This window comes from Marinobacter sp., from assembly GCF_033722735.1.
GTDB lineage: Bacteria > Pseudomonadota > Gammaproteobacteria > Pseudomonadales > Oleiphilaceae > Marinobacter.
Genome location: NZ_JAWVYN010000001.1, coordinates 206,405 through 230,949, shown reverse-complemented (window position 1 = coordinate 230,949; position 24,545 = coordinate 206,405). Strand labels below are relative to the sequence as shown.

The window sequence follows — 24,545 nt, the reverse complement described above, 5'->3', positions numbered from 1 at the left end:
GCGCCAGAGATCCGTGACCGGGCAGTAATCTGGAGGGAGCCGCAATGTCCTTGCAAAGCATGTTCAGCTCACAGGGCTTCATGCCCCATGGCCATTGCTACCTGTGGACGCCGGAACTGCTGTTCCTGAATGTCATATCCGATTCCCTGATCACCCTCGCCTATTTCTCCATCCCCATCACCCTGACCTACTTCATTTACCGGCGGCGCGATATCCCCTTCGACTGGATGTTCAGCGCCTTCGGGGTGTTTATCCTGGCCTGTGGCGCCACCCATTTCATGGCGATCTGGACCATCTGGAACCCCGTTTACTGGCACCAGGGCTTCGTAAAAGCCATCACCGCCGTGGCCTCCACGATCACCGCGGTGTTGCTGGTCCGGTTGATCCCAATGGCGTTACGCATCCCCAGCCCCAGCCAGTTCGCCGAGGCCAATGAGCAGTTGGTCGCAAAGAACAAGGAACTCGTGCAGGCCAAGGAACGCGCCGAGGTAGCGATTCGGGCGAAAGACGCGTTCCTGGCCAATATGAGCCATGAGCTTCGCACCCCGATGAATGCGGTCCTGGGGTTCTCGCAAATCCTGAAACAGGATTCCAACCTGACCAATGCACAGGTGGGCAAGCTCGACCACATTCTTCAAAGCGGCAACCACCTGCTGGACCTGATCAATGATGTACTCGACCTGGCCAAAATTGACGCCGACAAGCTGGAGTTGGCCCCCCAGGCCATCGATCTGCCCTCGTTCCTGAATCAACTCGTTGAGGTGGCCGCCGTCAAGGCGGGCGACAAACCGCTGTCGGTGGCGCTCGAAGCCAGCCCGGACCTACCCCAAGGCATCTTTGCGGATGAAAAGCGGTTACGACAGATCCTGCTGAACCTCCTTGGTAATGCGGTCAAGTTCACCGACCGGGGCAGCGTGGTTCTCAGGGTCTCCAGCCGGACCATCAAACCCGGCGAGGATGAAATCGATTTTGCCGTATCCGACACCGGCGTGGGTATTGCGAAGCAGGACCTGGCCAAAGTCTTCCAGTCCTTCGAGCAGGTGGGGGAAGTGAATCGACGAGACTCCGGCACTGGCCTGGGTCTTGCGATCAGCCAGCGTCTGGCCAGACTGATGGGCGGGGATATCACCGTCAGCAGTGTGCCGGGCGAAGGCAGTTGCTTCCAGTTCAGTATTCGCTTACCTGCCATGGAGGCCGGGGCCGCCTTGAACACGCCCGTCGATACCCTGCCACTCGGATACTCAGGTCCCCGTCGCCGGGTGTTGGTCGTGGATGACATCGAGCCCAACCGGGCGGTCCTCGAGGACCTGCTGACCGGCCTCGGTTTCGACGTAGAGTCAGCAGAAAACGGACAACAGGCCTTGGAGGTGGCGATGCAGGTCCAACCCGACCTGATCGTCATGGACCTGGTGATGCCGGTCATGGGGGGCATCGAGGCAACCCAATCCCTGCGTTCAACCCCCGGCCTGGAAGCCACGCCGGTCATCATGGCATCCGCCAGCGCCCGGCCGCAGGACGAGAGCGCATCCATTTCTGCGGGCGCCAATATCTTCATCACCAAACCCATCGACCTGGAACAGTTCCTGTCCCAGGTAGGCCGGCTTCTGGAGCTGACCTGGCGATACAACGCTGAAGCAGCAACGGGAGTTCCGGAGGCGGACGCCACCGACACGCTGGAACCACCACCGGCTGCGGAGCTTGCGATTCTCCATCAACTGGCCCTCATGGGGGACATGGGATCGATCCGCAAATACGCCGATCACCTGCTCTCCATTGGCACCCAATACGCCAACTTTGCCAGAACGGTCAAACGAATGGCCGGTGGCTCCGAGTCCGAGGCCATCGTAGGGCTGGTGGAACGCTACCTCGACCACGGCTCGAGCGCTTGAACGCCGATCCGAGGGGACGCTACTCCCGGGTACCGAGGTGAATCCCCAGTGACTCGAGCCGGGCGCTGGCCTGCCCCTTCATCAACCTGCGCAACTCTGTCCGCGCCTCTGCGCTCGTCAAGCCACGCCGTTGCAGAACCTGCAACAGTTCGTCGAACTGTGCCCGGCGTCGGGCGCCGCTGGCGGTCGTGCTGCGGCGGTCGGCGAAGAAATCCATCAACGTGGAGCCGCACACGCAATTACGGAACAGCATGACCACCGGCTGATCGTCATCGTCGAGGGATTTTTTCAGGCCGCTGCCGGAGGACACCGACTCGGATTGCGCAATGAAAGTCTCGGCCGAATCGAACCAACGGCCACAGTTATTGCACTTCTTCGGGAACGTACCGTCGGATAATGCCTGCAACCCCTCGTAGAGTGCTTGTTCGTCCTTGTCCATGGCATACCATTCCGTCTTTTGAAGCCACCACCTGAAGCATAGCAGTCCCCGGCCTCCCCTACCGGTTCGCCGGGGAAATGCGTCAAATCAATGCATCTTTCCCTCAGCAGGCGGATAATTGAATGGTTCCCTTACCCGGAAGGATATGCCATGCCCGAGGAGCAACCCAAACAGCCCTCATTCAATTGGGTCCTGCTGTGGATCGCCATCGTCCTTGGCTACGCGGCCGTTCAGATGCTGGATTCGGACGGGCAGTCCGAGGTCGCGCCAATTCCCTACAGCGACTTCAAGACCTATCTCAGCCAGGACGAAATCGCTTCCGTGACCTTGCAGGGCCAGGAGATAGTTGGCGAATTCCGCGCGCCCCAGTACCTCTCCTCACAAAACACCAGCCTCGGCCGGTTCGAAACACGCATGCCGGAAACCGGGGACGACCAATTATTGCAACGGCTGGAAGAGCAGGGTGTTCGTATCGAGGTGGAGGCCAGCGAGGATCGCTCGCTGACCACCATTCTTATCAGACTGCTGCCCTGGTTGCTGCTTCTGCTCTACTTTGTCTGGCTATCCCGGCGCACCCTGAGCCGCTACGGGGGCGGCGGCACGCCCTTCGATTTCAGCAGGCGCCTGGAGGCCAAGATCAGCGGTTACATTCCCGAGACCCGCTTTGACGACATCGCCGGCCAGGACAATGCCAAGCGGGAGGTCATGGAACTCATCGAATTCCTGCGGCACCCGGAGGCGTTCCGGCGCCTGGGAGCCGAGGTGCCCCGCGGCGTACTGCTGATGGGACCGCCCGGCACCGGCAAGACCCTGATGGCCCGGGCCCTGGCGGGCGAGGCCGAGGTACAGTTCTATTCCATCTCTGCCTCGGAATTCATCGAGGTGTTTGTGGGGGTGGGCGCTTCCCGGGTGCGGCAACTGTTTGAGACCGCCAAGAAGAACACCCCCAGCATCATTTTTATCGACGAACTGGACAGCATCGGACGTGCCCGCGGCACCGGCCTGGGGGGCGGTCACGACGAGCGGGAACAGACCCTGAACCAGATCCTGGCGGAGATGGATGGCTTCTCCGGCCACGAGGCGGTGATCGTGCTCGCCGCCACCAACCGGCCGGATGTATTGGACCCGGCCCTGTTGCGGCCGGGCCGGTTTGACCGTCACGTCACCCTGGATTTGCCGGACCAGCAAGGCCGGGTGGCCATCCTGCAGGTGCATACGAAAAAGATCCGGCTCGGCGCGGACGTGGCCCTGGAACAACTCGCCGCCGGCACACCGGGCTTTTCCGGGGCCGACCTCAAGAACCTGGTGAACGAGGCGGCCATGCTGGGCGCCCGGGAAAAAGCCGACGCGGTCACCATGGCCCACTTCGACGAAGCCCGGGACAAGATCATCATGGGGACGCCCAGGGCCCTGGCCATTTCGCCGACCGAGAAACGCCGCCTTGCCGTCCATGAATCCGGCCACACCCTGGCGGCACACTTCCTGCCCAATGCCGATCCGCTCTACAAGGTCTCCATTGTACCCCGGGGCCAGGCCCTGGGCGGCACCCACCAGTTACCCATCGAGGAGCGTCACACCTACGCGGAGGAATACCTCCGGGACCGCCTGACGGTGATGCTGGCCGGCCGGGCAGCCGAGAAGGAACTCCTGGGCAGCGTGAGTTCCGGCGCCGACGATGACATCAAGCAGGCGACCGCCCTGGCCCGGTCCATGGTGGGCCGCTGGGGCATGTCCGACGCCGTGGGGCCGGTGGACCTGCGGGACAGCGAAGGCCACCCCTTCCTTGGCCGGGAGATCGCCCAACCGCGCCACTACAGCGAACACGCCGCCGAGGCCGTGGACGAGGCGGTCCGCCAACTGCTGGAGCAGGCGCAATCGGTGGCGACGGAGCTGATTCGCAAACACCGGGACGGCATGGACCGGCTGGTGGAGCGCCTGATGGCCGAGGAAACCCTGCTTAAGGACGACATCGAACGCTGTCTGGCGCCATCCACCCACTCCCAGCTCAGTTACTTTCCAGGGCCCCGGGCAAACGGCGATAATAAGGATAGATCCTCTACCAAGGGAGATTAGGTCATGACCCGATTCCCTTACCCCCAATCGGAAGACATCACCATCGATGCCGGCAACGTCCCCCTGCAAGGCACCCTCACCCTGCCCGAAATGAGTTCCGCCCTAGTGGTGTTTGTCCACGGCAGTGGCAGCAGCCGCTTCAGTCCCCGCAATCGGTATGTAGCGGAGGTGCTCCAGGATGCGGGACTGGCCACCCTGCTGTTTGACCTGTTAACGCCCGATGAAGAAGTCATCGACGAGCGGACCCGCGCCCTACGGTTCGACATCGCTCTGCTCAGCGAACGCATGGTGGCCACCGTGGACTGGATACAGAGCCGGAACCGGCTGAAACCGTTTCCCCTGGGGTTGTTCGGTGCCAGCACCGGGGCCGCGGCCGCCCTCAATACCGCGGCGGTCCGGCCAGATCAGGTGAAGGCGGTGGTATCCCGGGGGGGCCGGCCAGACCTGGCCATGACCGCCCTGCCCGACGTGCAAGCGGCAACGCTGCTGCTGGTCGGCGGCAACGACACGGTGGTGATCGATCTGAACGAACAGGCGGCGCAGCGGCTCAACACGCGCCACGAGCTGACCATCGTGCCCGGCGCCACCCATCTGTTCGAGGAACCGGGCAAGCTGGAGAAAGTGGCGGAACTGGCCCGGGACTGGTTCCTCCGGGAGCTGGTCTAGGGCGCCTTAACGCCCGTTCGCCGTTTGTCAGCGCGCCAGGTAACCGCCATCCACCGCAATGGCCTGTCCGGTTACAAAACTGGCCTGGTCCGAACAAAGCCACAGCAATACATCGGCTACCTCATTGGGATGGCCCGCCCGCTCCATGGGCTGAAAGTGCTGGAACTGCGCCTGTACCTCCGGATCGTTATGGGTAATCCGCTCGATCATTTCGGTCTGGATCACTGCCGGACAAACGGCGTTGATCCGGACATTACGGGTCGCATACTCCAGAGCCGCCGCCCGGGTGAGCTGGATCACGCCCCCCTTGGACGCACAGTAGGCCGGTAGCGTGGGGAAGCCCACCTGTCCTGCCACCGACGCCATGTTGACGATCGCCCCGCCACCCTGTTTCAGCATCAGCGGGATCTCTTCTTTCAGGCAGAGGAAGACGCCGGTGAGGTTGATGGCGATGGTGCGGTTCCAGTTCTCCAGCGTGCAGTCTGCGGTCTCGTTCATCTCCCCTTCAATGCCGGCATTATTGAAGGCGTAATCGAGACGGCCGTGGATGTCGACGATGGTCTTGAGCAGATGGGCGACGTCCACCTCCCGGGAGACGTCCGCCTGCACGAACTGCGCTTGCCCCTCTTCATGGCAGATGTCGTCCGCCAGGGCCTCACCACGGGACCAGTCCCGGTCACAGATCACCACCGTATCGCCGCGCCGGGCAAACGCCCAGGCCGCCGCCTTGCCAATGCCGGCGCTGCCACCGGTGACCAGGGCTACCTTGTCGGTTGGCTGAATCATCACCTTGTCCTCCTGATTCATCCGCTCATACCAACATAGTCGTCGGTGGCTCATCCGCCGTGATCTGGATCAGTGCTGGCGCAGGCGGGACGCCCCGGGGCAACGATGGCTTTCCGCGTTTGGCTGACCTATATCAGGGCCTCAAACACGGCTGGATATATACTTCTCAGTGGGGGCAGGCAGAGGCCACAAGCTCTTAATCCGTGGGTTGACGGCTTCTGCTTTTGCCAGGTCGTGAAGCGGTTTCACCATCCCAGGAGAGGAGAGCAGATCATGTCCCTGTTAAAACGCAAATCGTTGAGCAACTTTCCCCAGCTCCCCCTCGCCTCTCAGCTGAGCGACGAGATGAACCGGCTGTTCGAGCGGGAATTTCCGCTACTCGGCCGTCAGTGGGAGACACTGGGAGGCCAATGGCAGCCCGATGTCGACATCGAGCAGAAAGCTGACCGGTACATCATCACCGCGGACATTCCCGGTGTGGACCCGAAGGACATCAACGTCTCAATGGACAATGGCATGTTGACCATTGAGGGCAAGCGGGAGAGCAAGGTGGAGGAGCAGAAGGAAAACTACCGTTGCATCGAACGGGAATACGGGTCTTTCTACCGCAGTTTCAGTCTGCCGGATGCCACCGATGCGGACAAGATCAAGGCCCACGTCCATCACGGCGTGTTGGAAGTGACCGTGCCCAAATCGGAATCTTCCCAGCAGAAGAAGATCCGGGTAGAGGTGGATTAACACCGAAGATCGTCGGCCAGCGGTGAGTAATCCCGTTGGCCAGGTCTTGGGGCGGGAGCCGGATCAGCCGGCAAAGGGGCAAAGGTTATGACAACTTGGGTACTGGTTGCTGACAGTGCCCGGGCGAGGTTCCTGCAAACGGAATCGCCGGCCCGGGAGCTGAAAGAAATGCAGGTGTTGGTGAATCCCAGTGCGCGCCTGAAGGAACAGGACCTGGTTGCGGATGCACCGGGCAGCCATGGTGATGGTGCCATGCCCGGGCGACATCGTATGCCGCAACGGCAGGACGCCAAATCGAAGGCCAGAAAGACGTTTGCCAAAGAGATCGATCACCAACTCAATACAGCATTTGGCCAGGGTCAGTTCGACAAACTCTGTCTGGTCGCTGCGCCGAATTTCCTGGGCGAACTGCGATCGGGACTGAGCAAAGAAGTCAGACAACGGATTTCGGGGGAGCTATCCCGGGATATCACCACCTTAAACGTCACGGATATCTACGCGGCCCTGAAGCCGTTTCTGTAGGCCATACAACGCCCGGCTCAGTCCGATGCCTCGATCAGGGCGGTATCCAGCACGGTATCAACACGATCGGCGAGGACAAACTGCATGCTGTCGCGCACCGATTCCGGCAAATCGTCCAGGTCTTTCTCGTTTCGCTTGGGCAGGATTACCGTGCGTAAGCCGGCACGGTGAGCCGCCAGTACCTTGTCCTTGATGCCGCCGACGGGCAACACCTGCCCCCGCAGCGTCATCTCTCCGGTCATCCCCACTTCATGATGAACCGGGCGCCGGGTCAGCAGGGACACCAGGGCGGTGACCAGGGCGACACCGGCCGAAGGGCCATCCTTGGGAATGGCGCCGGCAGGGATATGGATATGGATGTCCTGATCCTCGAAAAAGTGAGCGTCGATTCCCAACGACCCGGCCTGTGATCGCACGTAACTCAGGGCAGCCTGGGCCGACTCCCGCATCACGTCTCCCAGTTGCCCGGTGATGGTCAGCCCCTTCTTGCCAGGCATTGCGCTGGCTTCCACAAACAGGATATCGCCACCTACCGCCGTCACGGCCAGGCCAGTGGCCACTCCCGGCAGGCCCGTGCGCTCGGCCAGGTCATAGAAAAACATGGGCTTGCCCATCAGCGTCTTCAGCATGGGCAGGTCAACCACCAGTGATTCAGCCGTCCGCTCGGCAATGCGTACCACCGCCTTGCGACACAGGGCGCCAATGCGTCGGTCCAGGCTGCGGACACCCGCCTCACGGGTGTATTCCCGAATGAGCGTTAACAGGGCATCGTCCTCGATGCGCAGTTCTTCCTCTCTTAACGCGTTTTCCCGTCGCTGACGGGGCAACAGGTAGCGTTGGGCGATGTTGAGCTTTTCGTCATCGGTGTAGCCTGGCAGGGTGATGACTTCCAGGCGATCCCGCAAAGGACCGGGAATGTTGTCGAGCACGTTGGCGGTGGCGATGAACATCAGCGAACTGAGGTCAAAGGCCACGTCCAGGTAGCGGTCGCGGAAGTCCCGGTTCTGTTCCGGGTCCAGCACCTCCAGCAAGGCTGCCGCCGGATCTCCCTGCCAATCGGCGCCCAGCTTGTCAACTTCATCCAGTAACAGCACCGGGTTGCGCGACCCCACATCCCGCAAGGCCTTGATAAACCGCCCCGGCATGGCCCCCACGTAGGTTCGGCGATGGCCCCGGATTTCCGCCTCGTCCCGAATGCCGCCCAGACTGATGCGATGCAGTTTCCGGCCCAGGGCCCGGGCGATGGAATGCCCGAGCGAGGTCTTGCCAATGCCCGGCGGCCCCACGAAACAGAGGATGGCGCCCTGGCGTTCCGGCCGAACGCCCTGGCCAGGCTCAGCGTTTTCAGCCTGCTTGGCCCGCTGTTGACGCAGTTGACGCACCGCCAGGTATTCCAGGATCCGTCTTTTGATCTTCTCCAGGCCGTAATGGTCCTCATTGAGGATGGTTTCCGCCTGCCTGGTATCGAGAATTTCTTCGGTGGCCTGGCGCCAGGGCAACGTGACCAGCCAGTCCAGGTAGGTCAGGATGACCCCATACTCGGACGACGCCTCCGGCAACCGCTCCAGCCTGGCCAGTTCCCGGTTTGCCTGGGCCTGGGCCTCCTCCGTCATGCCACTGGCCTCGATCTTGCCACGATACTCCTCCACCCGGGCCTGGCTGCCGTCGTCCTCCCCCAGTTCCTGGCGGATCGCCCTGAGCTGCTGGCGCAACACGTACTCCCGTTGGGCCTTCTCCATCTCGCCCCGGGTCACCGCCTGGATCTTCTTGCCCAGTTCCATGACTTCCAGCTCGTGGTGGATTAACTCGATCAGCTTGAGCATCTTGGCCAGGACATCGTCCTCCTCCAGAACCGCCTGCGCCTCATGGACTTCCAGATGGGTGCTGGAACTCACCAGGTAGGTTAGCTGCCGGTAGTCTTTCGTTTGGGCGACGGCTTGCAACAGCTCGTCCGGCAGGTAGGACAACGTCTCCACCAGTTGGCTGAAGGTGACCACCAGATTGTTCCGCACCGCCTGCGCTTCGATATCCCCCTGCTCCGGTTCAATTTCGCTGAGCACCTCAATCCTGGCTCGCAGGTAGGGCTCGTGGCTCACCCAGTCTTCTATCCGCGCCTTTTCCAATCCCTGGAGGGTCACGTTCAGCTGTCCCTCCTTGCGACTGGAAGTTTGCAGGACCTGGGCAACACAGCCCACCGGGTAAAGCTCGTCCGGCCCGGGTTCCGGCGACTTCGGGTCCTTGCTGGCCACGATGACCACCAGGCTGTCATCATCGAGTACATCGTCCAACAGGCGCAACGACCTGGGCTGGCCAACCACGATGGAGGTCACCGCGTAGGGATAGATCACCATGTTTCGAACCGGCAGGACCGGCAGGGTGTCCGGAATCGACGGCTGCGTTCTCTCGTCCTGTTGAACCGGCACCGGGTCGGGTTCGTTACCGTTCTTGATTTCAATTTCCACCACCATCCCCCTTTTTATGCCCAGGGCCTTCTCAAAGGATAGCGCCCGCCAAGCCGACGGCTACTGACTTTGATCAGTCAAAGACCGCCCCGGGGCGGTCAACTGCCGAGCGCTTAACCCATTGACCCGTCCCCGTCCACCAACCATATTGTTAAGGAGCCTCTCAATCGAACTGGAAGGCAAGCCCCTCATGAACAGGACAGACCTTTGCCTATTTGCCCTGGACGAGGCTGACCCGCTGGGCCGGGACATTGCCCAACACCTCGGCCACCCCCTTTCCCGGCATGAAGAACGCCGGTTTGAGGACGGAGAACACAAATGTCGCCCCCTTGAGAGCGTGCGGGACAAAGATGTCTATGTCCTGCAGTCACTGGTGGCCGACCGGGAACTGAGTGTGAACGACCGGCTCTGCCGACTGCTGTTCTTTGTCGGAGCCCTGGCGGACGCCTCCGCTGCCCGCATCACGCTGGTGCTGCCTTACCTGTGTTACGGACGCAAGGACCGGCAGACCAAGGACCGGGACCCGGTCATCACCCGCTACGTGGCCCAATTACTGGAAACGGCCGGCGCCTCGCGGGTATTAACCCTCGATGCCCATAACCTGGCCGCCTACCACAATGCCTTTCGCTGTCCCCGTGAGCACCTGGAGAGCCGCCTGCTGATGGTCGACTACTTTGCCTCCATACTCGATGACGAAGCCGTGGCCGTGGTCTCCCCCGATGTGGGTGGCATCAAGCGGGCCGAGCGTTTCCGCCGGTCCCTCGCCAACCGCCTGGGGCAGGAGGTGGACAATGCGTTCGTCGAAAAATACCGGAGTGAGGGACAAATCACCGGGGGCACCCTGGCGGGCGACATTCAGGACAAGGCGGTGATTATCATCGATGACCTGATCAGTACCGGTGGCACTCTGCTTCGCGCCGCCGAGGTGTGCCAGCAGCAGGGCGCCCAGTCCATTTACGGCGCCGCCAGTCATGGCCTGTTCACCGGAGACACCAACGAACTCCTGGGTTCACCGCTGTTCGACCGGCTGGTGGTTACCGACAGCGTGCTGGCCAGTCGCCGGCCCGCCGCCCCCCAGGACAGGCTGGTCATCCTGAGCGTGGCGCCATTGCTGGCCGAGGCCGTCGAACGACTTCATGGCGGAGGCTCACTGTCGGAACTGGTGGGCTTGGACGATTAGTCAGTGAGCTTCTATCCCTCACCGGAATCCCCCACATGGCCACGGCCCTCGGGAACGAACAGCCAAACACGGAAAGTGGCGTTTGCCGGCTGCGAGCAAGTCCTGCCTACCCGGGGATTGACGGGGGCCGCCAACTCGCTCAATGTGGTCAATACAGCGTGGACGCGCGGTTGTCGGCAAAGGTTGGTCATCCATCCTTGCCAACCAATGATGCGCTCACGCTGACTCTTGGCCAAGCTGGAGGATGCTGGGTTATGGATCGGCATCTGCATAACAACTCCCCCTGCTCGAGGAGTGACACCCAGGGTATCTCCCTGAACCAGGCCTCCGGTACCCCGCTGGAGCACAACCACTGCCGGTTCTGCCGAGCCAAGCCCTACTGCTTGCCGGGACAGTGTCACCTGGATCAGAGCCTTCTCAACCTTGCCAGGCTGGTTCAGCGGCACAGGGTGTTACACGCCCACCAGCACCTGTTCAGGCAGCACGAACGAGCGGACTTTCTCATGGTGCTCTCATCCGGGGTGTGCAAAAGCTACTTCCTGGACGGCAAAATCCGGGAGCATGTTTGCGCGTTCTTCTACCCAGGAGACCTGATTGGCATCGACTCACTGGACCATGAGAGCTATCAGGCTAACGCCGTCATGCTGGAAACCGGCTGTGTCTGCTTCCTGCCCATTGCATCGATCCACCAGGCGCTGACAACCTCGCCGGAATTGCAGCAACAGATGATACGGATGTTAAGCCGGCAGCTGTGGCATGAGTACGCCAGGGCAGGCAGCTTCACCGCCGAGGAACGGGTGGTGCAATTCCTGTTGGAACTCAGCCACAAACAGAAACGTCTGGGCTATTCCGCGTCGGAGCTGCGGCTGTTCATGGGCCGGAGTGACATCGCCAGTTACCTCGGGCTTCGTGCCGAAACCGTCAGCCGAACCTTAACCCGCTTGCAAAAGGACAACTTGATCAGGGTACACCGGGAGACCGTCTGCCTGTGTGACGTTGACCGGCTGCGGACGCTCTCTGCCCTGAGCGAATGATCGGCCTGGCCCCGGTTCCTGGCTGCCATGCCCCTGCTTTTATCAGGGACGCCCTAAATCAACCCTGCATCCAGACCTGCAGCAACATACAACCCCAACTCCCGGCACTGCTCTTCAAACTCACCACGGTATTCGCCCCGACAGACCAACGGCTCCTGAATCAGCCGCCAACGCAATCCGGTAGTAATGGACTCGATGGCCCGGCGGGTGCCGGTACCGTCATGGCCGGCTCGGATGTAGAAGGCGAAGGGTAGTCCCTGGGTTTTCTCCAGGCAGGGGTAGTAGCTGCGGTCGAAGAAATCCTTGAGGGCACCGCTCATATAGCCGAGATTCTCGGTGGTGCCGAGGATGATGGCGTCACAGGCCAGCACGTCGTCCGGGCCAGCCTCCAGCGGCGCCAGTACCTTGACGTCCACGGACTCGATATCCGGATGGCGAGCACCGTCGACAACGGCGTTGCGCAGGGTCAGGGTGTTCGGGGATGGGGCGTGGGCAACAATCAGCAATCGCTTGCGGTCAGACATGACGGGCTCCTGCTGGGTGGTGCGGGTAACAGGGAGGCGTGGAACCTCCCAGGTCGGGAGCGGTATCGGCTACGAGCAGGCGAAGCCGATACCGGCGAGCAGTCTTAGATCAGCTCGCCATTGGTTTCCGCCGGCTGAGCGGCTTCGGCACCCTTGCTGACCGGCTTGGGCATCAGCTTGTCACGAACCTTGGCCTCAATCTCGTGGGCCATGTCCAGGTTCTCTTCCAGGAACTTGCAGGCATTGGCCTTGCCCTGGCCGATCTTGTCGCCATTGTAGGCATACCAGGCACCGGACTTGTCCACGAAGCCTTCCTTCACGCCCATGTCCAGCACTTCGGCCATGTGGTAGATGCCCTTGCCGTACATGATCTGGAATTCCGCCTGACGGAACGGCGGCGACACCTTGTTCTTCACCACCTTGACCCGGGTTTCGTTACCCACCACCTCGTCACCGTCCTTCACGGAACCGGTGCGGCGGATGTCCAGACGAACCGAGGAGTAGAACTTGAGGGCGTTGCCGCCGGTGGTGGTTTCCGGGGAACCGAACATGACACCGATCTTCATCCGGATCTGGTTGATGAACACCATCAGACAGTTGGCATTCTTGACGCTGCCAGTCAGCTTACGCAGGGCCTGGGACATCAGGCGGGCTTGCAGGCCTACATGGGAATCGCCCATCTCGCCTTCAATCTCCGCCTTCGGGGTCAGGGCCGCCACCGAGTCGACGATGATCACATCCACCGCGTTGGAGCGGACCAGCATGTCGGCAATTTCCAGGGCCTGTTCACCGGTATCCGGTTGGGACACCAGCAACTCGTCCACGTTGACGCCCAGCTTCTCGGCATAGACCGGGTCCAGGGCATGCTCGGCATCCACAAAGGCACAGGTCTTGCCCTGCTTCTGGGCTTCGGCGATTACCTGCAGGGTCAGCGTGGTCTTACCGGAACTTTCCGGACCGTAGATCTCGACAATCCGGCCATAGGGCAAACCGCCGATACCCAGTGCCACGTCCAGTCCCAGGGAGCCGGTGGACACCGCCGGGATCGCCTCCCGGGGCTGATCACCCATTTTCATGACGGCGCCCTTGCCGAATTGGCGCTCAATCTGGCTCAGAGCTGCACCGAGTGCTTTCTTGCGGTTGTCTTCCATTGCTGCCATGCCCTCTTGAATCTTGTCTGATTATCATCTGGCCTGTCTTTCACACAGGCCTCAACCTGTATATTTGACCAGTATTAAAACACATGCAAAGAACCAGACCAACCCCCTTGTTTTAAGGGACACTAGCCTCAGGATTCCAGAAAATCCCTAACCCCCTGTAATACGTAGAGAACCGACTGACGGCGCACCGCCTCCCGGTCTCCCTCAAAGTGCTGAACTGTGGTCACGGTCTCCCCGGCGCTGGTGCCCCAGGCAAACCAGACCGTACCTACCGGCTTGTCAGCGCTGCCGCCGCCGGGCCCTGCCACGCCACTTATGGCGACGGCCACGCTGGTGCCCGTCACATGCAGGGCGCCTGCGACCATGGCCCGGACCACCGGCTCGCTGACAGCCCCGTGCTCATGGAGTAACGTCGCCTTTACACCCAGCAGGGCCTGCTTGGCCCGGTTGCTGTAGGTGACCAGCCCGCAGTCCACATAAATGGACGAGCCGGCCCGGTCGGTCAGCACTTTTGCCACCCAACCGCCGGTGCAGCTTTCCGCGGTGGCAATGGTCAGCCCCCGGCGCTCCAGCAGCTCTCCCAGACGGGAACCGGCATCGGCCAACTGCTGATCAGAAACTGTCATATTTACCTCACCTGGTGTCAGAAAAACTTACATTGCAGAATGTTAATGTAACGTCTAAATAGGGGAATTACCGGAAATCAGTTGGTTAAAAACCTGGCCCGTATACTGCTTAACCTTGAGTACACGAAAATATTAACGAAATTTAAGCAATACCAGAACGTGCGAAGCAGAGTCCATACAACGAAAAGAAGCAGTTTCCAGCCTGGGAAAGGCGCGGTGTATCAACAACAATACAGCTGCACTACCACGCAGGTTGTCCGCCCAGGTTGGAGTCACCTTAGAGGCAGTCGTAATGGATTATCCTGGTTGTGTCGTTATTATCGTCAGGAATTTGGAAACGTGCTCCGCTAACCAATACACAGAAACATTAAAAGAACACCATTATCAAGTCAGGTACGTGGCAGAGGGGGAGGACCCCATTCCAGCCATCCAGCAACATGATCCGGTAGCGGTATGCTATCAGTTCGATTACCCGGACCAGTCCGGCCTGCTCGAGCTGCGTCAGACCAAGCAGGCCCTGCCCTCGGTCCCGCTGCTGATGATCACCCAGTCCCACTCCGAGCAGCTTGCGGTCTGGGCGTTCCGCTCCCACGTGTGGGATTACTTTGTCCAGCCGGTGGACACCGCCCGGTTTATCGATGTGGTGGATACCCTGAGCGCCATCCACCATGGCAAGCCGGCCGCGGCTGCCCGCGCCGCGCTGGATGCCAAGAACTCAATCCCGCCCGAAGCCCGTTTGCGCTGTGTGGGCGTGAGCGTAGACCGGTCCATCATGGACCAGATCCTCACCTACCTGAACGCCAACCTGCACAAGAAGATCGTCCAGGCCGAAGTGGCCGAGCGGTTCGGGCTCAGCCCCTTCCAGTTCAGCCGGCTGTTCAAGCGTCTCAGCGACATGACCTTCCAGAGCTACCTGTTAACCCGCCGGATCGAGGAGGCCAAGCGGCTGCTGGCCAACCCCAAGGTGTCGGTCACCGACATCTGCTTTACCGTGGGTTTCCACGACCTGTCCTACTTTACCCGGATTTTCCAGCGCCACGTGGGCTTGCCGCCCTCCCGCTACCGTGTGGCCCAGGCCGAGCAGGCCGCCGCGGCGGAAGCTGCAGCCAGCGTTGAGAAAAAGCACCGGTCGGTTGAACTCGTATCGGCGAAAAGCTAGCAAGCCACAACAAAAAAAGCCCGAAGCGCCTGCAGTCCAGGCGCTTCGGGCTTTTTGTTAGGCCGCATCCTTAAAGAACCCTCATACCACAGGTATAAGGGTTCAGTCTCACTGCACCAGCACCGGGTACTTCGCCAGCACCCCATAGTTTGGGCCACCGGTCTCCCCTGCCGGCTCGTGGTAGGAGCAGTCCGGGGCGAAGTAGATGGTCTTCTGGCGCCAGCCGTCGTTCTGTTCATCGTCGGTGTCGTAATAAGCCGGGTTACCGTCCGGTTTCTTCAAGTTGAAGTTGTCGACGAAGTCGTTCCAGCGGGGGCCACCCTCTGTACTGCTGTCACTCCAGGTTCCCGGCGACTCGCCGCCGCTGTCCTGGGGCGGCCGCTCCATTTCATAGGGCGCGTCTCCATCGATGTCGTTCTCTTTGTTGACAATCCACATTACGTTCACATTCACCGCGCCCACCAGCTCGTTGCTGGGGCTAATGCCCCCTCCGGGGCAGGCAACCACCGGCAGGGTCATGTTCCAGGGCTTGGTCCTGTCTTCCGTGTTGTCCACCCAGCAGTCATAGAGGGCGTCGAAAACCGACTGAACCTGGCCATTGCTGGTCTCTATATGCTCACCGTAGTGTAGGGTCTCCGGGTTGCCATCCCCGCAAATCACCTCTTTGATTTCATTGGCGCTGGCCCCACCATTGCTCTCACCTTGCTTGAAATTGGTCCAGCCACCGGTGTCGCCGTTGGCGGGGATAAACCGCCCGACCGAGCAATCGTATTCGCCGGAACCGTTCAGCAAGGCCTCCTCGCAAATGGCAATGGGCTGGTCCAGCTCCTCCGGATTAATCGTTCCGGCAAAGCCGATGTAGGCCACGGCCCGCGCTTGCACCTGGTAATCGTCCAGGCCCACGATGGTGCCAAAGAAGGCTTCCACCGGAGTCGCGCTTCGCTCGGTGATCACCTCCACCGCGTTGATGAAATTGGGGTCCACATCCAGATCATCTGCATCCTTTCCGGCCAGATCCACCACGGCTGTGCTGGTATTTTCCTGAAAGGTCTGCGTAGTAAAGCTCCAATGCCCGCGCCGAACCTGAACGATCTCAACCGGGTCGCCCTGACTGTAGTTGGCCAGGGCGGCGTTCCGGGCTACGTCATTGGCCCCCTCATTCACCATGCTGCCGTCATCCAGATAGAGCTCCCGCGCTCCCGCCAGCGCTCCCGCATCGGCGGCGTTCTGGAGTTCGTTCTTGGCCACATAGATATTGCCACCGTCCACTGCCAGGGCCGCAAACGCGAACAGCATGAGCAGCGCAATCGACATCAGCACAATGGAAATACCACGCTGGCGGTACGGGCCCGGGGGGACAGTGCGCAGCCGGCCGGGCCATTGTAAAGCTTTGGGGTCTGAAGCGTTCATGGTCACTCCGCACGCATTACGGTGGTTGCTGTCAGTTCCAGTTCGCCCCCCAAGGTCCCGATAAACTCGGACAGGATTAAGTATTGGTAGGGGTAGGTGATGGTGACAATCAGGTCATCCCCACGACCGAAGCCGTCGCCGTCGGGATCCTCTCGCACGATGCTCGTGGTCAAACTGGCCTCACCACCCAGGGAAATGAGGAAGTTCTCGTAGTTCTCTATCGCATCGGTGATGGCGGCGTCTGCCGCCGCTTCACTGGGAGGATTGCGATAGAGAATCCCCGCCCGGGCGCCTTCGCGGCTGGCATTGGTCAGCGTGGCCTTGTCGAACAGCGCCACGCTGAACTCGATGATGCCGAACAGGATCAGGAACAGCAGGGAGGCGGTGATGGCGAACTCCACCACCTCTGTGCCTTGTTGATACCGCAGTGATTTCATCTTCATGACACCTACCCCCTACCCTCACTGGACCGCGGCGTTACGCCGCATCATCCGTTCCACATTGCGCGCGTTTTCACTGGCGGTCACGTAATAGGCCGGCGACAGGTGCATGGCCTTGTTGAAGAAGGCCAGGGCCTGGTCGTACTCCCCCGCCATCATCGAGACGTAACCGACGTCGTTATAAGCCTCGGACTCCTCCCCGGTGCGACTCAAGGCCTCCAGTGCGGAGCGGTAGTTCTTCTCGCGGGCATGCACCAGGCCCAGGTTGCGCCAGGCAAGTTCATAGCCGGGATCAATCTTCAGCGCCTGCTGCAGGAACCGGCGGGCGCCGGCCCAGTCGCCGGCCAGATAGCGGGAGTAACCGAGGTTGTTGAGCACCTGCGGTGAGCTGGGATTGGCCGCCTGCGCCTGCAGGTAGTACTCCACCGCCTGGCCCGCCTGATCGTCCATATCCGCCAGGATGCCCAGGGCGTTATAGGCGCGCCAGGGTATCGGCTCGGGGGAGGTCAGTACCTTCTCCAGTTGCGCCTTGGCCGCTTCGTATTGGCGGGCGTCGAGGTACAGGATGCCCAGGCCGGTGCCCGCTTCGACATGGTCAGGGTTGATTTCCAGCACCCAGCGATAGGCCAGGCTCGCCAGCCGGACGTTGTCCCGGGCCTGGTGAATGCTGCCAATCTTGTACAACACCTCGGTGGGTGGCTCGTCCTCCAACCTCAGTCCGCGGATGTACTCATACAGGGCCCGGTCGTAGTCGCCGGTCTGGGCCGCCGAGTCGCCATTGCGATAGGCCTCCTCGGGGGTTTTGACCGGGAACGCGGTGGCGTAGGTGGCCTCGGACTCCCCTTCGTAAAACACCCCGAACTCGTCACCGCCACCGGTCGACGGTGTGGAAGCACACCCGGTCAGTAAGCTGCCGGCCAACAGCATCGGAAACAACGTCTTGCCTATGATCATGGGTCTTATCCCTCCGCAGGTTCCCACCGAATCGCTTTCCAGCTTCTTTCCTCTCACTTTCCCATCGCGACCATTGCACCGAGCAACGGTGGCCCAATGGACACCACGAAAAAGCTCGGCAGTACGCAAAACACCAGCGGGAAAAGCATCTTGGTACTGACTTTGGCGGCCTTTTCCTCGGCTTCCTGGCTCCGCTTGTCCCGCAGCTCCGCGGAGTAAATCCGCAGGGTGGAACCAATGCTGGTACCAAACCGCATGCTTTGGATGAGGCTGGTGACCAGCCCACGAATTTCTTCCACGCCGGTGCGCTGCTCCATATCCCGCAAGGCTGAACGCACGTCCATTCCCGCCCGAGTCTGCATGCCAAACAGCTTCAGTTCTTCGGACAGTTCCGGCTGACTGATCTCCAGATCCCGAGCCACCCGCTGGATGGCGGCAATCAGCCCCAAGCCGGCCTCGGTACAGACCACCAGCAAATCCAGGGTGTCCGGCAGGCCCCGACGCAAGCGGGTGGTTCGCTGCTGAACAGCCCGATTCAGCCAATAGGTGGGTAACAGGTAACCGGTGATGGCTGCAGCGACGGCCAGCAACATGACGGTTGCAAATGGTAGGCGCAGAAACTGCACCCCGAACAGAAACAGGGCAGGCAGCAACAGCGTCAAACCCAGTTTGGCACCGTAGAACGTGCTCAACGCCCCCGGCGCATAGATGCCGGCATGGCGCAGTTGCTCCTGGGTGCGGCTGAGAACCGCCTGGTCGCCGGGCATGAGCCGGTGTCCCATGGCGTCCGCCACACGCAAGGCGGTGTCCGTGGTCTTACCGGCATGGCCTTTCCCGCCAGCAGACGCCCCAGCACTCGCCGCCTGGGGACTCAACCTCTGGACTCGACGGCGGATGGGATCGCTTAGTCCCAGGTAGATCAGCAGCAAGGCCATCATCAAGGCGAAGGCGGCCGCACCAAGCAACACCATGAAACTCAGCTGGGCCATCTGTGGATTTTCGATCAACTCATGCAGTAACACCTGCAACTGGCTTAGGAACTCCATCTCGGCTCCCCCCTATACGTCGACGCGGACGATACGCCGCATCCAGAAAATACCGGCCACCGTCAGACAAAAAGCGACCCCTACCAGCTGGCGGCCAATGGGATTGTCTACCAACATGGGCAGAAATCCCGGAGCAATGACGGACAGCAGGGCTGCCATCGCGAACGGCAGCAATGACAGGATCCAGGCCGCGAGGCGGCCGGGTGCGGACAGAGTCCGAAGTTTGCGGTGGAACCGGAACCGGGCACGGATGATCGAAGCCAGGTTTTCCAGCAATTCGGCCAGATTGCCGCCGGTTTCCTTCTGGATCAGCACAGATGTCACAAACACCATGACCGTGACGCTCTGAACACGGCCCAGCAGGCCATTAAGCGCGGTACGTACACTTCCGCCGTAATTGATCTCCATGAAGGTGGTGCGGAATTCAGAGGCTATCGGGTCCGGCATTTCCTCCGACACCAGTTTCATGGCATCGACAAAGGGGTAACCGGCCTTCAGGGCCCGCGACATCACGACTAGCGCTTCCGGTAGCTGGTCTTCAAACTGGGCCAACCTTTGAGCTCGGGCCCGTCTCAACCGGAAATAGGGCAGCGTCATCACGGCGCCTCCCGCCATCACCCCTACCACCACAGACGGCAGCAAAATGCCTACCAGCAAGCCCACGAGACTCCCCATCAGGATAGTTCTGAGCACCAAGCGGTAGGCCAGCGTCTTAAGACCGGCCTGTTCAATCGACTGTTCCAGCCGCTCCATCCCGGGCAGGGATTCCAGGGCCCGCTCAACACCACTCAATTCCTGCAGGTGTTTGCGCCTCAGCAGCGATATTGCCTCGACCTGTTCTCCGTCCTGGGCCACTGACTGCAGCCGCTTCTTCAATCGCTTGTTGGCTTGGCGATTCTCACCAAAAACCGGAACGATGAAACTCTGTACCAGCAGGAACGCGGCCACAAAGACCATGCCAATAAATATGGTTTCGTCGGAGATATGCCAGTTCATCACCATCCCCCCCGATCCGCCTGAAAGATCTCAAGCCCAGGAGCCATGCCTCGGCGTTTGAGGTGGTCATAAAAGTTGGGCACCACACCGGTGGCGGAGAACCGGCCGATGATATTGCCTTCCTCGTCCACACTCTCGCGCCGGAAACTGAAGATTTCCGACATGGTGATGACATCCCCCTCCAGGCCGTTGATCTCCTGCACACTCACCAGCCGGCGCCGGCCATCCTCCTGCCGCTCCAGTTGCAGGACAATGTCGATGGCGGAGGCAATCTGGTTTCTCAGGGCGTTCAAAGGCAGGGTAAAGCCACTCATCGCCACCATGCTCTCGATTCGGGTCAGGGCGTCCCGGGGGCTGTTGGCGTGGATGGTGGTGAGCGAGCCATCGTGACCGGTGTTCATCGCCTGCAGCATGTCCAGGGCCTCACCACCACGCACCTCGCCAATGACGATCCGGTCCGGACGCATCCGCAGGCTGTTGCGCAGCAGGTCCCGCTGGGTAACCTCGCCCCGGCTCTCGATGTTGGGCGGACGGGTCTCCAGGCGCACCACGTGGGGCTGTTGCAGCTGGAGTTCCGCAGAATCCTCGATGGTCACAATGCGCTCGCTGTGGGGAATGAATCCGGACAGCACATTGAGCATGGTGGTCTTGCCGGCACCGGTACCGCCGGACACCACCACATTGAGCCGGGAGCGGACGGCGGCATCCAGCAGCCTGGCCACCTCTTCGGTGATCGCGCCATACTCCACCAGGTTTTCCGCGGTCAGCTTGTCCACGGAGAATCGACGGATGGACAGCATGGGGCCGTCAATGGCCAACGGTGGAATCACCGCATTGACCCTCGAACCATCCTTGAGGCGGGCATCGACCATCGGCGAGGATTCGTCCACCCGGCGTCCCACCCCGGAAACGATACGATCGATGATGGTTAACAGGTGTCGGTCGCTGCTGAAGCTCAGCTTGGTCTGTTCCAGCTTGCCAAACCGCTCGACATAGATGGGCTTGGTGCCATTGACCAGGATATCGGAGACGGTCCTGTCCGCCAGCAGGGCCTCCAGCGGCCCCAGCCCCAGCACTTCGTCCTGCAGATCGGCAATGATGCGCTGGCGCACGGCAGAGTTGAAGGTCAGGCTTTCCTCCCGCATCAAGGCCTCGCATACCTGCTGGATCTGGCTACGGGCTTCCCGATCCCCCAAACTGCCCAGCAGTGACAGGTCCAAGGTCTTGACCAGCCGCTCAAATAGGGACTCCTTGAACGCCTGCTCCTCGTCGGAGAGGTTTCCGTACTCCTCGGCGCTCCGCGCCACTGGTGCGGTCCAGCCCATGGCACTGGCATTGCCGTTGCCATTGGCACTACCCAATTTCGGACGTAGGTTCATGTTCTTGCTCCTCGGCTCTGCCGAACCCATTCAAGCGGATTCCAGCGGGAACCCACACTGGATGACTGCAGTTGCTCATTGCCCAGAGACTCGGCCAACTTGACCAGATCGCGGGTGATCGGTGCCTTGGGTGCGTATTCCAGCAATGGGCTACCGATATTGATGCTCTGGCTGACCCGGTCGTAGTCGTTGGGCAGGGTCAGGATGTTCAGGTCTGTCAGTGCATGGCGGATGTCTTTGAGTGACACCGGACTGCCCTTGGTAAACCGATTGACCACCACCGTGATCTGGGAATCGTCCAGTCCCAGGTCCCGTCTCAGGATGGAAACCAGGCGCTGGGCATCCCGAAGGTGGGCAACCCCAGGCTCCATGGTCACCAACACATGGTCGGCGTTTTCCAGGGTCATCGCGGTGGCGCCACTGACCCACCGGGGCAGGTCCACCACGATGTCGTCGTAGGCTTCTCCAAGAATCTTCAACAGCATCTCCATGCGCTCTTCCGGCACCTCCGAGATGGTCACCCGGTCCTCGGGGGTGGACGCCATCAGGTCCAGACCACTGGAGTGGGACAGCACATACCCCTCCAGCGCCATGAGGTCCAGGCTATCCACCAGCTCCAAGGCCCTCACCAGGCCATGTCGTGGGGTCAGGTTGAAATAGATGGGCAAGGCACCGAACTGCAGGTCCATGTCCACCAACACGGTGCGTTTGTTGAGAGATTCGGCCAGGATGTGCGACAGGTTAGCGGCCACCATGCTGGCGCCGGACCCGCCTTTGGCATTGATCACGGCCGTCAGGCGGGCGGCTTTCTGGCTGGACTCGGCGCATTTCTCCCGCAGACGCTCGCTGACGAAGCGTCCCACCTCCCCATCGTCCAGTGGTTGGGACAGGAAGTCCCGGGCACCGGCACGCAGGGCCTCTTTGATCAGCTCGGCATTGTCATTTTCCCCGATGACCAGCAGCGGCGGCCGGGCACTTGCGGGCCGGTCGATCAGGGCCTGCAATTCCGCCCGCCAGTTCTCGCTGGCAATCAGTACCAGGGCATCGGGCAACGGATACGTGTCGCTCAACGGATCGGTGGTACCGTTGACCATCAACCGCGTGGTCACGTTGACGTCACTGCGGCCTTCCAGCTGGGTCTTGAGGAACTCCAGGCCCTCCCTGGAACGGCCCGCCAGTTGTATTTCCAGTCGATAACGCATAGCTGCCCCCTGTTACTCACTCCGTAACCAAGATCGTGGTATCGGACATCGGTTTCGGCTCGGACGGACTCCGGTAGGCCTCCATTGCCCTGGCGGCCTGGTCGCCCCTCATGGGACGGACACTGTCCCCCTGGCGATAGGTCTGGGCGCCCATCGCGTGCCGAACGCTGGCGCCGTACGGCTCCAGGTCGTCGCCTGGTGATGAGGCACAGCCGGTAATCAGGGCCCCCGCGGCAACAATCAAAGCGATTCGTGAGGTGAACATAGGCTTTCTCCCACCTGTTAGCGTGTTAAAGGTCATGACCGAAACGTCCTTCGGTGCCGCCATCGTTACGGTTCAGCAACGGATCAACGGCCTCCTCCCTCGGCTGTTCGTCCGGCTCGCCGTGGAGACGGCCCAGCAGGTAGAATCCGATGTCGCTGGGTTCCACAAAGTTGCCGGTGGGCAGACGGATTTCCTCGGGGGTGATCGGTCGGGCCAGGCGGGCGGTGACGAAGATCACCAGCTCGGTCTGATCCTTGATGAACTCCTGGCTGCGGAAGAGCGCCCCCAGGATGGGGATGTCACCCAGGCCGGGGAACTTGTTGACGTTTTCCCGCAGGCTCTCGTTCAACATGCCGGCAATGGCAATGGTCTGGCCGTTGCCCAGCTCCAGGGTGGAGCTGGCACTGCGCTTGACCAGGGCCGGCACGAAAAACTGGGTCGAGACCTGCCCTTCCTCGCCAATGCCGACGGTGACACTGTTGTCGGCCACCAGATCGGACACCGCCACGTCCACCCGCAGGTTGATGGCCCCCGAGTCGAGCACGACCGGCAGGAAGCCCAGGCTGACCCCGAACTCCTTATGGTCAATGGTGATGCCCCCATCTCCCTGCGGCACCGGAATGGGGAATTCACCACCGGCCAGGAACTTGGCTTCCTCCCCGGTCAAGGTGGTGAGATTGGGTTCCGCCAGTATCTTGGCGACCCCTTCCCGGTTGGCGGCATCGATCACCGCGTTCAGCAGGTAATCACCGTTCTGGTAGCTGGCAAAGATGCCGGCGTCCTCGATGGACTTGGTGACCGGTGCGAACTCGTCGATCATCGGGCCAACAGGGGTGCGGGTCCCTGGCAGGGCGGGGATGCGCACATCGCCGCCCGGGCCCTGGAAGAAGGCGTCCGGAAACAGGGCGCCGCCCTTCACCGCCCCGACCTTAAGAGCGGAACTGGCCATGTTCAGGACATCGAACTGAACGTCCAGGCGCTTGACCAGGGAGCGGGACACTTCCGCCACCTTCACATCCAGCATGACCTGCTGAGCGCCCCCCACCTGCATCATGTTGAGAATCGGCATGCCCTGACTCTCATCACCGTAACCGGCAAAGCTGCTGGCCAGGCGCATGGCGGCGTCCACACTCGAGGCGCTGGTCACCTCACCGCTGAGCACGATGGTGTCGTTGGCGGAACGGACCTGGATCTTCTCCGATGGCAACAGTTCGTGCAGGTTGGCCTTCAGGGTTTGCAGGTCGTGGGTGACCGCGATGTTGAGGGTGCCCTGCAACTGGTCGTTGTTGTCCCACAGCATGACATTGGTAGTCCCCCGGGCCTTGCCCAACACATAGACCTGACGGGACCGCACCACCACCACATCGGCAATCTCGGGATTCCCCACCGACAGGCGTTTGATGGCGTTATCAAATTCCAGCACCTGTGACTGGTTGATCGGTACTTCAACGGATACCGGCTCCCCGGCGTAGGGCATGGCGAGCATGACGCCATCGCCCGACTGGGCAGCCGAATACTGTGGCCACCCCAGGCACAGCAGCGCGACAGAGACGCCGGCTAGCGTTTTCAACATGACCTTTTCCATAATCCTTCCC

The 24,545-nt window shown here is 61.1% G+C and carries 23 protein-coding genes; 8 read left to right on the top strand and 15 right to left on the bottom strand.

Annotation, left to right across the window (positions count from 1 at the left end; all coding sequences use genetic code 11):
* The first annotated feature begins 44 nt into the window (after window positions 1–44).
* Window positions 45–1,889 (top strand): ATP-binding protein, encoded by a 1,845-nt coding sequence (locus tag R3175_RS01035; protein ID WP_318941677.1) that lies wholly within the window; start codon window positions 45–47, stop codon window positions 1,887–1,889.
* Between the two features lie 19 nt (window positions 1,890–1,908).
* Here the strand turns inward: R3175_RS01035 and R3175_RS01030 are convergent, their stop codons facing one another.
* Window positions 1,909–2,328, bottom strand: a complete 420-nt coding sequence (locus R3175_RS01030; protein ID WP_318941676.1) for a hypothetical protein — start codon at window positions 2,326–2,328, stop codon at window positions 1,909–1,911.
* 150 nt (window positions 2,329–2,478) lie between these two features.
* On the opposite strand from R3175_RS01030, the gene ftsH reads away from it, so the two are divergent.
* Together ftsH and R3175_RS01020 are read left to right on the top strand one after the other, a co-directional pair.
* Window positions 2,479–4,401: an ATP-dependent zinc metalloprotease FtsH gene (gene ftsH, locus R3175_RS01025; RefSeq protein ID WP_318941675.1), complete on the top strand. Its 1,923-nt coding sequence runs from the start codon at window positions 2,479–2,481 to the stop codon at window positions 4,399–4,401.
* A gap of 3 nt (window positions 4,402–4,404) precedes the next feature.
* Window positions 4,405–5,067: a dienelactone hydrolase family protein gene (locus R3175_RS01020; protein WP_413231697.1), complete on the top strand. Its 663-nt coding sequence runs from the start codon at window positions 4,405–4,407 to the stop codon at window positions 5,065–5,067.
* A gap of 27 nt (window positions 5,068–5,094) precedes the next feature.
* On the opposite strand, the gene R3175_RS01015 is transcribed toward R3175_RS01020, so the two are convergent.
* On the bottom strand, window positions 5,095–5,853 hold the full coding sequence (locus R3175_RS01015; RefSeq protein ID WP_318941674.1) for a glucose 1-dehydrogenase: 759 nt from the start codon (window positions 5,851–5,853) through the stop codon (window positions 5,095–5,097).
* Window positions 5,854–6,126: 273 nt separating this feature from the next.
* Between R3175_RS01015 and R3175_RS01010 the strand changes: the two genes are divergently transcribed.
* On the top strand, window positions 6,127–6,591 hold the full coding sequence (locus tag R3175_RS01010) for an Hsp20/alpha crystallin family protein (protein WP_318941673.1): 465 nt from the start codon (window positions 6,127–6,129) through the stop codon (window positions 6,589–6,591).
* A gap of 87 nt (window positions 6,592–6,678) precedes the next feature.
* Complete coding sequence (locus R3175_RS01005) at window positions 6,679–7,113, top strand: host attachment protein (protein ID WP_318941672.1); 435 nt, start codon at window positions 6,679–6,681, stop codon at window positions 7,111–7,113.
* Between the two features lie 17 nt (window positions 7,114–7,130).
* Here the strand turns inward: R3175_RS01005 and lon are convergent, their stop codons facing one another.
* Window positions 7,131–9,575, bottom strand: a complete 2,445-nt coding sequence (gene lon, locus R3175_RS01000; RefSeq protein ID WP_318941670.1) for an endopeptidase La — start codon at window positions 9,573–9,575, stop codon at window positions 7,131–7,133.
* Between the two features lie 190 nt (window positions 9,576–9,765).
* Here lon and R3175_RS00995 point away from each other — a divergent pair, with 190 nt between their 5' ends.
* Together R3175_RS00995 and R3175_RS00990 are read left to right on the top strand one after the other, a co-directional pair.
* Window positions 9,766–10,755, top strand: coding sequence for a ribose-phosphate pyrophosphokinase (locus R3175_RS00995; protein ID WP_318941669.1), 990 nt, complete (start codon window positions 9,766–9,768; stop codon window positions 10,753–10,755).
* A 254-nt stretch (window positions 10,756–11,009) separates the two neighbouring features.
* Complete coding sequence (locus tag R3175_RS00990) at window positions 11,010–11,789, top strand: Crp/Fnr family transcriptional regulator (protein ID WP_318941667.1); 780 nt, start codon at window positions 11,010–11,012, stop codon at window positions 11,787–11,789.
* Between the two features lie 53 nt (window positions 11,790–11,842).
* Here R3175_RS00990 and R3175_RS00985 read toward each other — a convergent pair whose 3' ends face one another.
* From R3175_RS00985 to pncC, 3 genes are all read right to left on the bottom strand, one after another.
* Entirely contained in the window at window positions 11,843–12,313 is a 471-nt protein-coding gene (locus R3175_RS00985) for a flavodoxin family protein (RefSeq protein ID WP_318941665.1), read from the bottom strand.
* Window positions 12,314–12,417: 104 nt separating this feature from the next.
* On the bottom strand, window positions 12,418–13,464 hold the full coding sequence (gene recA, locus R3175_RS00980; protein WP_318941924.1) for a recombinase RecA: 1,047 nt from the start codon (window positions 13,462–13,464) through the stop codon (window positions 12,418–12,420).
* Window positions 13,465–13,601: 137 nt separating this feature from the next.
* The gene (gene pncC / locus R3175_RS00975) at window positions 13,602–14,099 is read right to left on the bottom strand and encodes a nicotinamide-nucleotide amidase (protein ID WP_318941664.1); all 498 of its coding nucleotides are present in this window, start codon (window positions 14,097–14,099) and stop codon (window positions 13,602–13,604) included.
* A gap of 292 nt (window positions 14,100–14,391) precedes the next feature.
* On the opposite strand from pncC, the gene R3175_RS00970 reads away from it, so the two are divergent.
* Entirely contained in the window at window positions 14,392–15,258 is an 867-nt protein-coding gene (locus R3175_RS00970; RefSeq protein WP_413231696.1) for a helix-turn-helix domain-containing protein, read from the top strand.
* Window positions 15,259–15,366: 108 nt separating this feature from the next.
* Here the strand turns inward: R3175_RS00970 and R3175_RS00965 are convergent, their stop codons facing one another.
* The 9 genes from R3175_RS00965 to R3175_RS00925 are packed head-to-tail and all read right to left on the bottom strand — an operon-like array spanning window position 15,367 to window position 24,523.
* Window positions 15,367–16,668 carry a pilus assembly protein TadG-related protein gene (locus R3175_RS00965; RefSeq protein ID WP_318941662.1) on the bottom strand — a complete coding sequence of 434 codons (1,302 nt, stop codon included), beginning with the start codon at window positions 16,666–16,668 and terminating at the stop codon, window positions 15,367–15,369.
* Window positions 16,669–16,670: 2 nt separating this feature from the next.
* The gene (locus R3175_RS00960) at window positions 16,671–17,111 is read right to left on the bottom strand and encodes a TadE family protein (protein ID WP_318941660.1); all 441 of its coding nucleotides are present in this window, start codon (window positions 17,109–17,111) and stop codon (window positions 16,671–16,673) included.
* Between the two features lie 18 nt (window positions 17,112–17,129).
* Complete coding sequence (locus R3175_RS00955) at window positions 17,130–18,062, bottom strand: tetratricopeptide repeat protein (protein WP_318941659.1); 933 nt, start codon at window positions 18,060–18,062, stop codon at window positions 17,130–17,132.
* Between the two features lie 53 nt (window positions 18,063–18,115).
* Complete coding sequence (locus R3175_RS00950; RefSeq protein WP_318941657.1) at window positions 18,116–19,108, bottom strand: type II secretion system F family protein; 993 nt, start codon at window positions 19,106–19,108, stop codon at window positions 18,116–18,118.
* Window positions 19,109–19,120: 12 nt separating this feature from the next.
* Entirely contained in the window at window positions 19,121–20,104 is a 984-nt protein-coding gene (locus R3175_RS00945; RefSeq protein WP_318941654.1) for a type II secretion system F family protein, read from the bottom strand.
* Window positions 20,104–21,429, bottom strand: coding sequence for a CpaF family protein (locus R3175_RS00940; RefSeq protein WP_413231705.1), 1,326 nt, complete (start codon window positions 21,427–21,429; stop codon window positions 20,104–20,106). The genes R3175_RS00945 and R3175_RS00940 overlap by 1 nt, the downstream gene beginning before the upstream one ends.
* A 50-nt stretch (window positions 21,430–21,479) precedes the next feature.
* On the bottom strand, window positions 21,480–22,685 hold the full coding sequence (locus R3175_RS00935; protein WP_318941649.1) for an AAA family ATPase: 1,206 nt from the start codon (window positions 22,683–22,685) through the stop codon (window positions 21,480–21,482).
* Between the two features lie 16 nt (window positions 22,686–22,701).
* Entirely contained in the window at window positions 22,702–22,950 is a 249-nt protein-coding gene (locus R3175_RS00930; RefSeq protein ID WP_318941647.1) for a hypothetical protein, read from the bottom strand.
* 25 nt (window positions 22,951–22,975) lie between these two features.
* The gene (locus R3175_RS00925; protein ID WP_318941645.1) at window positions 22,976–24,523 is read right to left on the bottom strand and encodes a type II and III secretion system protein family protein; all 1,548 of its coding nucleotides are present in this window, start codon (window positions 24,521–24,523) and stop codon (window positions 22,976–22,978) included.
* Window positions 24,524–24,545 lie beyond the last annotated feature (22 nt).

Bases quoted from the DNA above. Each gene is read 5' to 3' on its own strand.
- R3175_RS00995 (WP_318941669.1), top strand. From the start codon at position 9,766: ATGAACAGGACAGACCTTTGCCTATTTGCCCTGGACGAGGCTGACCCG.
- R3175_RS01010 (WP_318941673.1), top strand. From the start codon at position 6,127: ATGTCCCTGTTAAAACGCAAATCGTTGAGCAACTTTCCCCAGCTCCCC.
- R3175_RS00960 (WP_318941660.1), bottom strand. From the start codon at position 17,111: ATGAAGATGAAATCACTGCGGTATCAACAAGGCACAGAGGTGGTGGAG.
- R3175_RS00935 (WP_318941649.1), bottom strand. From the start codon at position 22,685: ATGCGTTATCGACTGGAAATACAACTGGCGGGCCGTTCCAGGGAGGGC.
- R3175_RS00970 (WP_413231696.1), top strand. From the start codon at position 14,392: ATGGATTATCCTGGTTGTGTCGTTATTATCGTCAGGAATTTGGAAACG.
- R3175_RS01020 (WP_413231697.1), top strand. From the start codon at position 4,405: ATGACCCGATTCCCTTACCCCCAATCGGAAGACATCACCATCGATGCC.
- R3175_RS00925 (WP_318941645.1), bottom strand. From the start codon at position 24,523: ATGTTGAAAACGCTAGCCGGCGTCTCTGTCGCGCTGCTGTGCCTGGGG.
- R3175_RS00945 (WP_318941654.1), bottom strand. From the start codon at position 20,104: ATGAACTGGCATATCTCCGACGAAACCATATTTATTGGCATGGTCTTT.
- pncC (WP_318941664.1), bottom strand. From the start codon at position 14,099: ATGACAGTTTCTGATCAGCAGTTGGCCGATGCCGGTTCCCGTCTGGGA.
- R3175_RS00990 (WP_318941667.1), top strand. From the start codon at position 11,010: ATGGATCGGCATCTGCATAACAACTCCCCCTGCTCGAGGAGTGACACC.
- R3175_RS00955 (WP_318941659.1), bottom strand. From the start codon at position 18,062: ATGATCATAGGCAAGACGTTGTTTCCGATGCTGTTGGCCGGCAGCTTA.
- R3175_RS01030 (WP_318941676.1), bottom strand. From the start codon at position 2,328: ATGGACAAGGACGAACAAGCACTCTACGAGGGGTTGCAGGCATTATCC.
- R3175_RS00930 (WP_318941647.1), bottom strand. From the start codon at position 22,950: ATGTTCACCTCACGAATCGCTTTGATTGTTGCCGCGGGGGCCCTGATT.
- R3175_RS00965 (WP_318941662.1), bottom strand. From the start codon at position 16,668: ATGAACGCTTCAGACCCCAAAGCTTTACAATGGCCCGGCCGGCTGCGC.
- R3175_RS00950 (WP_318941657.1), bottom strand. From the start codon at position 19,108: ATGGAGTTCCTAAGCCAGTTGCAGGTGTTACTGCATGAGTTGATCGAA.
- R3175_RS00940 (WP_413231705.1), bottom strand. From the start codon at position 21,429: ATGGGCTGGACCGCACCAGTGGCGCGGAGCGCCGAGGAGTACGGAAAC.
- recA (WP_318941924.1), bottom strand. From the start codon at position 13,464: ATGGAAGACAACCGCAAGAAAGCACTCGGTGCAGCTCTGAGCCAGATT.
- R3175_RS00985 (WP_318941665.1), bottom strand. From the start codon at position 12,313: ATGTCTGACCGCAAGCGATTGCTGATTGTTGCCCACGCCCCATCCCCG.
- R3175_RS01035 (WP_318941677.1), top strand. From the start codon at position 45: ATGTCCTTGCAAAGCATGTTCAGCTCACAGGGCTTCATGCCCCATGGC.
- R3175_RS01015 (WP_318941674.1), bottom strand. From the start codon at position 5,853: ATGATTCAGCCAACCGACAAGGTAGCCCTGGTCACCGGTGGCAGCGCC.
- R3175_RS01005 (WP_318941672.1), top strand. From the start codon at position 6,679: ATGACAACTTGGGTACTGGTTGCTGACAGTGCCCGGGCGAGGTTCCTG.
- ftsH (WP_318941675.1), top strand. From the start codon at position 2,479: ATGCCCGAGGAGCAACCCAAACAGCCCTCATTCAATTGGGTCCTGCTG.